Origin of the sequence: Olleya sp. ITB9 (assembly GCF_001315805.1) — a bacterium.
Taxonomy (GTDB): Bacteria; Bacteroidota; Bacteroidia; order Flavobacteriales; family Flavobacteriaceae; genus Olleya; species Olleya sediminilitoris.
Window position 1 is genome coordinate 1 of sequence record NZ_BCBW01000005.1, and the last position, 11,785, is coordinate 11,785.

Consider the following 11,785-nt stretch of genomic DNA (forward strand, 5'->3'; position numbering starts at 1 on the left):
CAAGTTGTTTACTTGGGATTTTTTTTGTTATTGTAATTGTTGTGTGTTGTCGTCTTGATCTATTCTTTTCCAGATATGCTCTGAGTTTAAATAAAAACTACCTACAAAATCAAAGTTGCATTGGTCTGGAGAGATAATAGATAAAAAGGGTTGTCCATTTTTGTCTCTGTATAAATGATAAGTATCACCAATTATAGGTTGAAAACTAAATTTAGCGTTATAGACTAAATTGTTGTATTCTAGCTCATCCATCATTTTTTCGTATTCAGCTTTTAATTCTAAATACTTGGCTTTAATTTGTTGGTTAGCTTTGTGTACGTTTTTGTTTTTCCAGGTGACGTTTTCTGTTACTTTTATAGCAGGAGCACCAACATTTGTAGCATACGGTTTTAATGATGCATCGTATTTTTGTGTCTCATGATTAAAGACAATATTATCAGGTTTTTTAGTGTCTGACATCCTTTTTCTTTTTATGTAAAGATACAAAATACTAAGTAGTTATTTTTATTGAAAAACAGTTAGCCTTCTTTTTAACCTAATTTTAAGAGCTACAAGATAACATAGAACAGCCTACTTTATGTCTAGCCCATTCTGGTCGTTTTGCAAACCATTTTTGATGTTTAGGTTGCTCTGCATAAGGTTGTTTTAAAAGGTTATATAGCTCGTCAATTAATTTGTAATCTCCTTTGTTAGCATCATCTATTGCTAATTGTGCCATATAATTACGTAACACATATTTGGGGTTTACTTTGTTCATGTTTTCTTTTTTCGCTTTCGCGGAAATTGACTCGCGTTGTAAACGGTCTGCATAAGTATCAAACCATAAATTCCATCTATTTTTTACAGCTTCGGTTACAGATTTTATGTCGTAAAAAGACTCACGAATAATTTGTAATCCATTAGTAGGAGTAGTGCTATTGAAATATGATAGGTTACGGAAAAAGATAGTCATATCTGTTTCTGTTAATTGTAAACAATCTTCTAATTCTTGAATTAAGTTGGCATCCAGTTGTTCTTCGGATAACAATCCAATTTTACTACGCATCATTTGTAAGTATTTGATGTCTTTTTGTTCTGTATAATTAGCTAAAACAGCTTCTAAACCTTCTGCTTCTTCAATTAATGGGTATAATGCGTTTGCTAATTGGTACAAATTCCAAAGTACAATGTCTGGTTGTGTGCCAAATTGATAACGCTTATTTTGTTTGTCAGTTGTATTTGGTGTCCATCCAGGCTCATAACCTTCTAACCAACCATAAGGTCCATAATCTATGGTTAGTCCTAAAATGGATAAATTATCAGTATTCATCACACCATGTACAAATCCAACACGTTGCCAATGGATAACCATGTCTAAACTTCGTGTAGCAACGTCGTTAAAAAACTGAATATAGGTTTGTTTGTTTATTTCTGCTTTTGTATTTGCAGTAACAAGATGAGAAAAATGAGTGTTTATAGTATAATCTACAAGTGTTTTAAGGGTCGATATATCGTTACGAGAGGCATGTATCTCATAACTACCAAAGCGTAAAAAACTAGGTGACACTCTGGTGACGATAGCGCCTTTTTCGTAAGCAGGATTGCCATTATACATCACATCTCGTAATACTTGGTCTCCAGATAAAGCTAAACTTAAAGCACGTGTTGTTGGTACACCTAAATGGTACATTGCTTCACTACATAAATATTCTCTAACAGAACTTCTTAAAACTGCTAATCCATCTGCTGTTCTAGAATATGGTGTTTCTCCAGCTCCTTTTAATTGTAATTTCCAGTTTAAATTATTGTGTTCAACTTCAAATAAATTAATAGCACGTCCATCTCCTAATTGTCCAGCCCAATGTCCAAATTGATGTCCACCATAACACATGGCATAAGGTTTTGTGTTTTCTAAAACTTTATTACCAGTAAAAATATTTAAAAATGCCTTTGTTTTAGCATCGTTTTCTGACAAACCTAATGTGTCCAACATCTCTGGAGAAACGTGAACTAATTTAGGGTTAGCAGTCGGTTTTGGTGTTACAAAACTATAGCAGGCTTTAGGGACTTGACGTCTACTATTGTCTGTAATTGGATCTGCAGGAAGCGAATGTGTAAACGTATTTTTTAAATCAAAATGCATTAGTGTAGCTGTCTTTTTTACAAAGATACACAATCAATAGTTTGGATTATTGTCTTGCTTATACTAACCATATTGGATTGTCTTGAAATTGTTTTAATACTTAAATAACATTATTCATGTAACACTAAAAATGGAACTGTAGTTTGATAGCTAATATCTTCAACCTTATTATGAAATAATATTTGCTGAAAGTAATTAAGGTTTTTGGCTACCATAGCAATCATATCAATATTTCTACTTTCTACAAAACATTGTACAGCAGCTTCTACTTTAGTATTTGTTAAAAAATGAAAACTTGAAATATATTGACTAAAATAGTCTTCTAAAAAGTCTTTGTTTTGCTTCTGATCTTCGTTTAAGTCTTTTTGTTTTTTTGTAATATGTAATACTCTGACAGTTGCTTTTTGTTGTTCTAATATATCTGATATTGGTTGTAAAGTATGACTGCCATAAAACTGTAAAAAGTCTGTAGGGAAAGCAACCTCATTAACCGTTGTATATTTTGCCTGTTCTGGGATTACTAATGTGTTACAATGTACTTTTGTTATAATATCACCTGTATTTGTACCTAAAATATATTTTTGTAATCCTGATGCACCTTTAGTACCCATAACGATTAGGTCTATTTTTTTTTCTTCGACATGTTTTCTAACAGAATCGATAAAAAAATTATGGTCTGAAATAGTGTAAAAAGTGTGTTTTGTATTTTCAGGAAAAGATGTTGCTATCTTTTTTAATAATTTGTTTAGTTGTTTTTTTGAAGGTTTAATATACATTTCATCAATAACGTCAGATGTGCTTAAATACACATTGTCATTGGTTATAGTATCACTTAATCTATTAACATGTAATAAGTAAAATGTACAATTAATATGCTTGTAAAAGTTTAATGCATATTGAATGGCATTCCAAGAATTATCAGAAAAATCTGTAGGTAATAGAATAGTTTTCATTGTATTTGTTCTTATTCAAACAAATTTATAATGAAAGCTAATTTTAAAAAATGATAAAAATCATGTTTATCAATTGTTAGTTGAATTACTAACTTAATGCATGTTTTTTAACTTTTCGATATCTAAAATTTTAACATTACGACCTTCAATTTCAATCAAACCTTGTTTTTTAAAAGATGACATGGTTCTTATTAAAGTTTCTGTAGCAATTCCGGCAACACTTGCTAAATCGTTTCTAGAAATTTTAATTGGATCTTCTGGTTTTCTATTTAGTTTTTCCGCAAATTTTAAAATAGTCGACGCTGTTTTTTTGTGTACAGAGCTATATGCCATTTCTAATAATTGGTTTTTTACACCAGATATGTCATCTGTTAACAGTTGTATTAACTCTAAGGTGACTTTATGATTACTATTTAAAACGTCTTTTAATGTGTTTTTTGAAAGACCAACTAATGTCACATCTGTCATAGCAATTGCAGATTCTTGATAAGCTATATTTTGTGTGAACGAGGTGTAACCAAACAAATCATCTTCCTTGTGTAATGCAGTAGTAAGCTCTTTACCATTTTCATCTAACTTATGGCATTTTACAACACCTTGAGTGATTAAATAAATATAGTTAGAGTTATGACCTTCTTGATAGATTGTGTCATTTTTTTTGATGCTAAAGACTTCTCCATTGTCATCAAAAAAGTTTTTTAAATCATTTAATGTTCTTAATTGGTTATCGTCTTTTTTTAAAGTCTCATTTGCTTGTCTTGAGTCTTTTAAAATAGCAGCTTTAGCCATTCGGCTTTCAATAGCACTAATAATTTCGTCCTCAGTAAATGGTTTGGTAATATAATCATCAGCACCAAGATCCATACCTTTTCTAACGTCTTGACGCTCTGTTTTGGCAGATAAAAATATAAACGGTATATATTTAGTTTCATCATTTTTAGATAACCCTTGTAAAACTCCGTAGCCATCTAATTCAGGCATCATTATATCACAAACAATAATATCTGGTAATGTTTTTAAAGCAGTTTCTAAACCAATCTTACCATTTGATGCTGTATTAACGTTGTAATTAGAAAGTTCTAAAAGTTCTTTAGTGTTTTCTCTTAAAATGGCATCATCTTCAATTAATAGTATGGTTTTCATTTATTTTACAGTGTTTGGAATAGTCATTATAAATGTGCTTCCTTGACCTTCAATACTAGAAAAAGTAATGTTTCCGCCAAGATTTTCAAGATGTGTTTTGGTAATGTTTAGCCCAATTCCAGTACCTTGATCTAGTAAAGCGTTTTCTGCTCTAAAGTAACGATTAAAAATATTTTTTTGATCCTTTTCAGGAATTCCAATTCCGTTGTCAATAACTTTAAAAGTAGTATTTTTTGTATCCTGATTAACAATAATTTCAATTGTAGTTTGTTCAGGCGAATATTTTATAGCATTGTGTACCAAATTAGATAAGGCAAGCTCGACCGTTTTTTCATCTTGGATTAAGGTAATGTCATCAATGTTTTCAGGATATAAAATTTTTTGGCCTTCTTTAAGTAACATATTAGCATTGTAAATGACTTCGTTTACAACTTTGCTTAAATTAAATTGAATAAATTTATAATTAATTTTTCCTGATTCTAATTTTTCGATAGATAAAAAATCATTTAAAATGTTATTTAAATAATGGACCTTACTAGTTATGGTTTCAATATGCTTATCGCGTTTATCTTGTTGCGCTTCAAGTTTATATTTACTTAACAACATTGTAGACGTTAAGATACCTGTTAAAGGTGTTTTAAACTCATGAGAGACTAATGATAAAAACTTAGTTTTAAGATCGTTTAATTCCTTTTCAGCTTCTAAAGCTTCTCTTAATTGTTTGGTGCGTTCATCAACGGTTTTCTCAAGTCTATCCGTGTAATTTTTACGTTCTGTTATATCTATGACTAAAGCCATGACATATTTTTTTTCTCCTACATTAAAAGGGTTTAAACCAACTTCTACAGGAAAATTACTACCATCTTTACGTGTCCCATAAAGCTCTCTACCTTTACCCATAGTACGTTTTTCGCTATGTTTATAAAACGTATTAAAATGGTGGCCATGTCCTTTATGAAAATTAGAAGGTATTAAGGTTAATAATGGTTGGTTGTTAAGTTCATCTTTAGAAAAACCAAACATTTGTTCAGTAGCTGTGTTTACAGCAATTATAGTTTGTGTCTCGTCAACTATTAAAATACCCTCTGAAATGGCTTCGGATAACAATTGAAAAACATCTTGACTGTTTTGGAACATTTATTATAAAGAGTGTTTAAAAAATAAAATTACAAAAAAAAGAAAGACCAATATTGCTATTGCTGATTTATATCATAAAATATATGAGTATTAAAAAGTAATTTTAAGTGGAAAATTAATAGTCATGGAAAACAAAACAGTTAATAACAATAAATTAAGTCAAAATTTAGGCAAATTGTTTTATGCTATAGCTACAGTTGATGGTACTTTATCAGAGATAGAAACTGAAACGTTAAAACAAAAAGTAAGCGATAATTGGGTGTTTTCTGAAAGCAATGAAGATATTATTGACGCTTTTATATGGTTTTCAAAAAATAAAGAATATGAATCTGAAGAGAGTTATAATAGTTTTATAAAATACAAACAAGCTAACGAAACATTGTTTACAAAAACATTAAAGAAAGCTATAATTGCTGTAGCTATTAATATTGCTTCTAGTTTTTCTAAAACAAATAAAGCAGAATTAATGTTGTTAGCTAAATTAGAAATAGAATTTGAAAAAGAAATTAACCCTTAAACCAATATGCAATGTTTATAAATTTAGAACAAAAAGAAATTGACTACATTTTAGAAAATAATTACATTGGACAATTAGGCTATATTTATAATAATGAACCTTATGTTGTACCTATTACTTACTTTTTTGATAAAGAAATAAATGCAATTATTTGTTATTCTGAAGATGGTCATAAAATGAATGCTATGCGAAAGTATCCAAGGGTATCATTACTTGTTTCGGATATTGATAATGTTACTAATTGGAAGTCTATTTTAGTACATGGTAAATTTGAACAACACTTTGGAAGTGATGCTAAAGCGTATTTGCATAAATTTTCATTAGGAATTAAAGATATTATTTTGGATAAAGAACAAGTTAAAGCTAGTTTTATTAGTGATTTTTCAAGTAAAATATATAAAGACAATATTCCTGCTGTATTTATTATTAAAGTAGAAGGTATTACTGGTAAAAAACGAATGACTTCTTAAAACTTTATTACACAAAAAAAGAGCTAGTGTTTAGCTCTTTTTTTAATTTTAGTCTTTGTAAGGTAATATTAATAAAGGGACGTCAGGATAAGAGACTACATTTTTAATAACAGGTTCGTTTATTAAATTCTCAATAAAACCATGATTGTAATTAATTAAAATTAGAGCATCAATATCTTGTAGTTTAATAAAATTGGTGATTTCTTCAGTTTTTTTAAGCTCATCTGTCATCCAATTAAAATTGTGTGGTATATCACTTAGGTTAGCTTGAAGCATTGTTAAATTATGATTCTGATTATCTGTTAATGTATTTTTTTTACAAACATGTACTACTTGTAATTTAGAGTCGTATAATTTTACAAATGCTTTAATGGTCAATAATTCGTCTCCAAAATGCCTATTATAATCTGTTGCAAAAGCAATTTGTTTGAGAGGTTTAAAATTATAATCATCAGGTACAACAATAATAGGGCACTGATTTATTTTTTTAATAGTATTAACGGTATTACTACCAAACCATTGTTCTTTAGCTTTTGTTACACCTTTAGTACCCATAAATAGCTGGTCAATACTAAAGTCTTTTAAATTGCAATCTATAGCATCAATAAGTTTGTTTGTGCTAAAAATAGTTTTAAATGTATGTTTTTTATTTGCGTTTAAGCTCTCGATATTATTTTTAAAGTCTTTTAATTTAATTTTAGCCTCTTCTTTTGATGTGTCAACAAAGTTTGATGTAATGTACGTTCTGTTATTTGTTTTAACAGACCAAGCGTGCAGTAAATAAAATGTGCACTCTTGCTCTTGATATAATTTTATTGCATAATTAATAGCACTTTTTGCATTGTTTGAAAAGTCAGTTGGGATTAAAATAGATAGTTTCATAAATTGCTTATTTAGCTTTTTAATAAAAAGTGTTCATATTATTTACTTACACTAAAGTAGATTAAAACTAGTATTTAAAACATGATAAAAATCATGTTCAATATTTCTTATAAGTGGATTTAATCATTTGTTTATTATATGCATTATAATGCTTAAAAAATGTAGATTTAATTGTATCAAACAGCTATACAAAACTATATTTAAGAATGGTATAATTACTGATTTCTCAAGTATAGCTTGAAAAATTATTAAATTCACCTATACAAAAACCATACATGTCTTGATTTTGATAATTCTCAATTATTATAAGTAGTATATTGATGTACTAACTAAAAATTTTATTAAATGAAAAAAGGGGTTTTTTTACTTTTAATTGCAGCAGTATCTGCATTAGGAGGTTTATTATTTGGATACGATACAGGTGTTATTAATGGAGCACAATTTTACTTAACAGAGCATTTTCAATTAAGTGATGGGTTAAAAGGGTGGATTGTAACAAGTGCTCTTGTAGGGTGTTTTGTAGGAGCTTTAATAGCAGGACAATTAAGCATTAAAATAGGTAGAAAATGGTCCTTAATTATATCAGCAGTTCTATTTACATTGTCAGCATATGGTTCTGGTTTGCCAGAATTATTTCCTCAATCAGTAAGTATGTTAGTTTTTTTTAGAATAATAGGAGGTTTAGGTATAGGAGTAGCGTCAATGAATGCACCAATGTATATTGCAGAGATTGCACCTTCAAATATTAGAGGTCGTATGGTTACTTACTATCAATTAGCCATTGTTATTGGTTTTTTTGTAGTGTTTTTAGCTACATATTTTATTGGAAACAATTTAACAGAAGTTGAAAACATTGAGTTTGGATGGCGTCGTATGTTTTGGTCAGAGTTAATTCCAAGCGGTTTATTTCTATTGCTTTTATTTTTTGTACCAAAAAGTCCAAGATGGTTAGCGTTAAAAGGACAAGATGAAGAAGCTTTAGCTGTTTTAAATAAAATTAACACAGAAGAAGGAGCGGAATTAGAACTTAAGCAAATAAAGAAGTCTTTAGACGAGTCTAATGATGGTGTAAAAGTAAATTATTTTGCAAAATCTGTTTTTATTATTATAACAATAGGTACAGTGCTATCTATGTTACAACAGTTTACAGGTATTAATGCTGTGATGTATTATGGAGCAGATATTTTTGAAAAAGCTTTAGGTTTCGGTAAAGAAGATGTTTTGGCACAGCAAATATTATTAGCCTTTGTAAACTTAGTATTTACTTTTGTTGCCATGTTTACAGTAGATAAATTTGGTAGAAAACCATTATTATATATTGGAGCAACAGGTATGATTGTTGGGTTTTTATTATTAGGTATAACGTTACAGCAAGAAAGTGTTGGAATGTTATCTTTAATAGGAGTTTTAATCTTTATAGCCTCTTTTGCTTTATCGATGGGACCAATAGTTTGGGTATTGTTATCTGAAATGTTTCCTAATAAAATAAGGAGTGTTGCCATGTCTGTAGCTGTAGCTGCGCAATGGGCAGCAAACATTGTCGTTTCTCAATCTTTTCCAATGGTAATGGGAAGCGAAACTAATAATAGTGCACCATGGAATGGATCTTTACCATACTTTATATTTATAGCTTTTATATTAATTATAGTTTTTGTTACCTATAAATTTATACCAGAAACAAAAGGTAAATCATTAGAAGAGATAGAAGGCTTTTGGAAAGAATAAATTAAAACTATTTTAAACAAAAAAATCACAACGAAAGTTGTGATTTTTTTTTGCGGAGAAAGAGGGATTCGAACCCCCGGAGGTGTGACCCTCAACAGTTTTCAAGACTGCCGCATTCGACCACTCTGCCATTTCTCCTGAGTGCCTCATTAGGTATTCCCTAAATGCGAGTGCAAATATAGATAGGATTTTAGTTCTATTCAAATAAAAATCAACTTTTTTTCAAAAAAAACACAATTTTTATTTTATTTACCTAATAATCAATCTGTAGCATTTAAAAAATAATTGTGACTGTAGTTACAATGTTATATTTTATTTTTGATAAAAAAAATATGGACATTATAGATCGTTTAAATTGGAGATATGCTACTAAAAGCTTTGATGATAAAAAGTTGGTTTCTGATAAAGACATTAAGACACTTTCAGAAGCATTTAATTTAACAGCAACTTCTTATGGATTACAGCCAATCAAACTGTTAATTATTAAAGATAAAAAACTTCAGAAAGAGTTAATTCCTTTTTCATTTAATCAAAAACAAGTAGGAGAGGCTTCGCATGTATTAGTGTTTTGTATTGAAACTATTTTAGACGAAACCTTTATTTCAAATTATTTTGAAAGAGTAAAAAGCATAAGAAACACTCCTGAGGACATTTTAAACCCGTTTAAAACGTTTTTAATTGAAGATTTTAAAAATAAAACTCAACTAGAAAAAGAAGCATGGGCAAAAAACCAGTTGTATTTAGCAATGGGTAATTTGTTAACTGTTTGTGCTATGTTAAACATTGATGCTTGCCCAATGGAAGGTTTTGTACCACAGGATTATGATAGACTTTTAGACCTAAATAGACAAAACTTAAAATCTGTTTTAGTTATGCCTATAGGTTACAGGTCTGAAAATGATTTTATGTCGGAGCTAAAAAAAGTTAGAAAGCCTTTAAATAATAGTGTAATATTCAAATAAACAATAAATTGGCAAGATTGTTGTTTTTTCATAAAAAGCAATACATTTGTATCGCTTTAAATTTTAATAAAATGAAGAGAATACTTTTTCTATTTCTAATGTGTGTAACTTTTTCAATTAATGCACAAGACGAAGAAGACTACATATCTAACCTTAATTGGTTAACAGATTTATCTGAAGCTAAAAAGGAATCTGTGGCTTCTCAAAAACCAATTCTAATATATTTTACAGGAAGCGATTGGTGTGCACCATGTAAAATGTTGAAAAAAGATTTTTTTCATACAGAAAAATTTGAAGCTAAAGCAGATCAGTTTGTGCTTTTAATGATTGATATGCCTAGACGCATCGACATTATTACTGAAGAACAAAAGAAAAAAAATCAAAAAGTTGTTAATAAATATAATACCTCTGGAGGTTATCCTAATTTAGTTGCTTTAAATGATCAATTACAAATAATAGGAGAATTATCTGGTTATACTTTTTTAAGAGAAACCGACAGGCATTATGCATTTATTGATGCCATTTTAGAGAATTATTAAAATTCAATATATATTATTAAAAAAACGTCTAAATAAAATTTAGACGTTTTTTTTATTGCTCTATTTCGTTTAGTTTTGATGCTTAATTAAAATATTAGAGATGCCAGGATTTGAAAGCTTTGGAGATTTAGAAAGAAAAGAAGTACAAGACGTTTTAGATAGTGGTGTTTTAATGCGTTATGGTTTTGATGCTATGCGAAATGGTCACTATAAAGCACAATCATTAGAGCAAGAATTACAAAAAACTTTAGAGGTTAATCACGCACAATTAGTAACCAATGGTACAGCAGCAGTTTCTGTAGCTTTGGCACTAGCAGGAGTTGGAGCAGGTGACGAGGTTATTATGCCTTGTTTTACTTTTGTTGCTAGTTTTGAGGCTATAATGATGCTTGGTGCTATTCCAGTTTTAGTTGATATTGATGATACTTTAACCTTAGATCCTGAAGCTGTAAAACAAGCCATTACAGATAAAACTAAGGCTATTATGCCAGTTCATATGTGTGGTAGTATGGCTAATTTAGAGGCTTTAAAAACAATAGCCAATCAGTATAATTTAAAATTAGTTGAAGATGCTTGCCAAGCAATTGGAGGTACTTATAAAGGACAATATTTAGGAACTTATGGTGATTTAGGTTGCTTTAGTTTTGATTTTGTTAAAACAATTACTTCTGGAGAAGGAGGAGCTGTTATTACCAATAATCCAGAATATGCTAAACATGCAGATTACTTTACAGATCATGGTCACGACCATATTGGTAATGATAGAGGTGCAGAGTCGCATCCAGTCTTAGGTTATAATTTCAGGTTGTCAGAGTTACATGCAGCTGTAGGTTTAGCTCAGGTTAGACGTTTAAAAGATTTTGTTGCTATACAGAAAAAGAATTACACAATTTTAAGGGAAGCTTTATCTGCAATTCCTGAAGTTACTTTTAGAACAGTGCCTGAAGGAGGAGAGGAGAGTTATGCGTTTTTAAGCTTTTTCTTACCTGATTTAGATATTGCTCGTAAAGTTTCAGCTTCATTTAAAAATAGTGGAGTTGATGCATGTTTTCATTATTATGATAACAATTGGCATTATGTTAGAAAATGGGATCATTTAAAAGACTTGAAAACATTATATCCTTTTAGTAAAGAAGTTAAAGATGGTATGTCTTACTTAAAAAATAAGTCTTTTGAAAAATCTGATCATTATATAGGCAGAAACTTGTCATGTTTAATTAAACTATCTTGGACTGAAGCCGAAACAAAAAAACGTGCAGAATTAATGGTCGAAGCTATAAAAACATCATTATAAAACTATTATAATTATATAAAAAAAGCTCCAATTAATAATTG

Annotated in this window: 12 protein-coding genes and 1 tRNA gene; 6 read left to right on the top strand and 7 right to left on the bottom strand. The window is 29.4% G+C overall.

Annotation, left to right across the window (positions count from 1 at the left end):
* Positions 1 to 27 precede the first annotated feature (27 nt).
* The 5 genes from ITB9_RS00875 to ITB9_RS00895 form a co-directional block, all read right to left on the bottom strand.
* Positions 28 to 459 (bottom strand): DUF2452 domain-containing protein, encoded by a 432-nt coding sequence (locus ITB9_RS00875; protein ID WP_054850751.1) that lies wholly within the window; start codon positions 457 to 459, stop codon positions 28 to 30.
* An 82-nt stretch (positions 460 to 541) separates the two neighbouring features.
* Complete coding sequence (locus ITB9_RS00880; RefSeq protein WP_054850752.1) at positions 542 to 2,122, bottom strand: YdiU family protein; 1,581 nt, start codon at positions 2,120 to 2,122, stop codon at positions 542 to 544.
* 110 nt (positions 2,123 to 2,232) lie between these two features.
* On the bottom strand, positions 2,233 to 3,075 hold the full coding sequence (locus tag ITB9_RS00885; protein WP_054850753.1) for a universal stress protein: 843 nt from the start codon (positions 3,073 to 3,075) through the stop codon (positions 2,233 to 2,235).
* A gap of 93 nt (positions 3,076 to 3,168) precedes the next feature.
* Positions 3,169 to 4,218: a response regulator gene (locus tag ITB9_RS00890; protein WP_054850754.1), complete on the bottom strand. Its 1,050-nt coding sequence runs from the start codon at positions 4,216 to 4,218 to the stop codon at positions 3,169 to 3,171.
* The gene (locus ITB9_RS00895) at positions 4,219 to 5,355 is read right to left on the bottom strand and encodes a PAS domain-containing sensor histidine kinase (RefSeq protein ID WP_054850755.1); all 1,137 of its coding nucleotides are present in this window, start codon (positions 5,353 to 5,355) and stop codon (positions 4,219 to 4,221) included.
* Positions 5,356 to 5,479: 124 nt separating this feature from the next.
* Here ITB9_RS00895 and ITB9_RS00900 point away from each other — a divergent pair, with 124 nt between their 5' ends.
* Both ITB9_RS00900 and ITB9_RS00905 read left to right on the top strand, forming a co-directional pair.
* Entirely contained in the window at positions 5,480 to 5,872 is a 393-nt protein-coding gene (locus tag ITB9_RS00900) for a hypothetical protein (RefSeq protein ID WP_054850756.1), read from the top strand.
* 11 nt (positions 5,873 to 5,883) lie between these two features.
* Positions 5,884 to 6,342 carry a pyridoxamine 5'-phosphate oxidase family protein gene (locus ITB9_RS00905; protein ID WP_054850757.1) on the top strand — a complete coding sequence of 153 codons (459 nt, stop codon included), beginning with the start codon at positions 5,884 to 5,886 and terminating at the stop codon, positions 6,340 to 6,342.
* A gap of 48 nt (positions 6,343 to 6,390) precedes the next feature.
* Here ITB9_RS00905 and ITB9_RS00910 read toward each other — a convergent pair whose 3' ends face one another.
* Positions 6,391 to 7,224 carry a universal stress protein gene (locus tag ITB9_RS00910; RefSeq protein ID WP_054850758.1) on the bottom strand — a complete coding sequence of 278 codons (834 nt, stop codon included), beginning with the start codon at positions 7,222 to 7,224 and terminating at the stop codon, positions 6,391 to 6,393.
* A 345-nt stretch (positions 7,225 to 7,569) separates the two neighbouring features.
* Here ITB9_RS00910 and ITB9_RS00915 point away from each other — a divergent pair, with 345 nt between their 5' ends.
* Entirely contained in the window at positions 7,570 to 8,949 is a 1,380-nt protein-coding gene (locus ITB9_RS00915; RefSeq protein WP_054850759.1) for a sugar porter family MFS transporter, read from the top strand.
* Positions 8,950 to 9,002: 53 nt separating this feature from the next.
* Here ITB9_RS00915 and ITB9_RS00920 read toward each other — a convergent pair.
* A tRNA-Ser gene (locus tag ITB9_RS00920) sits at positions 9,003 to 9,087 on the bottom strand.
* A 194-nt stretch (positions 9,088 to 9,281) separates the two neighbouring features.
* On the opposite strand from ITB9_RS00920, the gene ITB9_RS00925 reads away from it, so the two are divergent.
* The 3 genes from ITB9_RS00925 to ITB9_RS00935 all read left to right on the top strand — a co-directional run bounded on the left by ITB9_RS00925 (position 9,282) and on the right by ITB9_RS00935 (position 11,744).
* Positions 9,282 to 9,911 (top strand): NAD(P)H-dependent oxidoreductase, encoded by a 630-nt coding sequence (locus tag ITB9_RS00925; RefSeq protein WP_028290448.1) that lies wholly within the window; start codon positions 9,282 to 9,284, stop codon positions 9,909 to 9,911.
* A gap of 71 nt (positions 9,912 to 9,982) precedes the next feature.
* Positions 9,983 to 10,450 (top strand): thioredoxin family protein, encoded by a 468-nt coding sequence (locus tag ITB9_RS00930; protein WP_054850760.1) that lies wholly within the window; start codon positions 9,983 to 9,985, stop codon positions 10,448 to 10,450.
* Positions 10,451 to 10,550: 100 nt separating this feature from the next.
* Positions 10,551 to 11,744: a DegT/DnrJ/EryC1/StrS aminotransferase family protein gene (locus ITB9_RS00935; RefSeq protein ID WP_054850761.1), complete on the top strand. Its 1,194-nt coding sequence runs from the start codon at positions 10,551 to 10,553 to the stop codon at positions 11,742 to 11,744.
* Positions 11,745 to 11,785: the final 41 nt, after the last annotated feature.

What these genes read in the sequence shown, in the direction of transcription:
- ITB9_RS00875 (WP_054850751.1), bottom strand. Translation starts at nt 459, where the DNA reads ATGTCAGACACTAAAAAACCTGATAATATTGTCTTTAATCATGAGACA.
- ITB9_RS00880 (WP_054850752.1), bottom strand. Translation starts at nt 2,122, where the DNA reads ATGCATTTTGATTTAAAAAATACGTTTACACATTCGCTTCCTGCAGAT.
- ITB9_RS00885 (WP_054850753.1), bottom strand. Translation starts at nt 3,075, where the DNA reads ATGAAAACTATTCTATTACCTACAGATTTTTCTGATAATTCTTGGAAT.
- ITB9_RS00890 (WP_054850754.1), bottom strand. Translation starts at nt 4,218, where the DNA reads ATGAAAACCATACTATTAATTGAAGATGATGCCATTTTAAGAGAAAAC.
- ITB9_RS00895 (WP_054850755.1), bottom strand. Translation starts at nt 5,355, where the DNA reads ATGTTCCAAAACAGTCAAGATGTTTTTCAATTGTTATCCGAAGCCATT.
- ITB9_RS00900 (WP_054850756.1), top strand. Translation starts at nt 5,480, where the DNA reads ATGGAAAACAAAACAGTTAATAACAATAAATTAAGTCAAAATTTAGGC.
- ITB9_RS00905 (WP_054850757.1), top strand. Translation starts at nt 5,884, where the DNA reads ATGTTTATAAATTTAGAACAAAAAGAAATTGACTACATTTTAGAAAAT.
- ITB9_RS00910 (WP_054850758.1), bottom strand. Translation starts at nt 7,224, where the DNA reads ATGAAACTATCTATTTTAATCCCAACTGACTTTTCAAACAATGCAAAA.
- ITB9_RS00915 (WP_054850759.1), top strand. Translation starts at nt 7,570, where the DNA reads ATGAAAAAAGGGGTTTTTTTACTTTTAATTGCAGCAGTATCTGCATTA.
- ITB9_RS00925 (WP_028290448.1), top strand. Translation starts at nt 9,282, where the DNA reads ATGGACATTATAGATCGTTTAAATTGGAGATATGCTACTAAAAGCTTT.
- ITB9_RS00930 (WP_054850760.1), top strand. Translation starts at nt 9,983, where the DNA reads ATGAAGAGAATACTTTTTCTATTTCTAATGTGTGTAACTTTTTCAATT.
- ITB9_RS00935 (WP_054850761.1), top strand. Translation starts at nt 10,551, where the DNA reads ATGCCAGGATTTGAAAGCTTTGGAGATTTAGAAAGAAAAGAAGTACAA.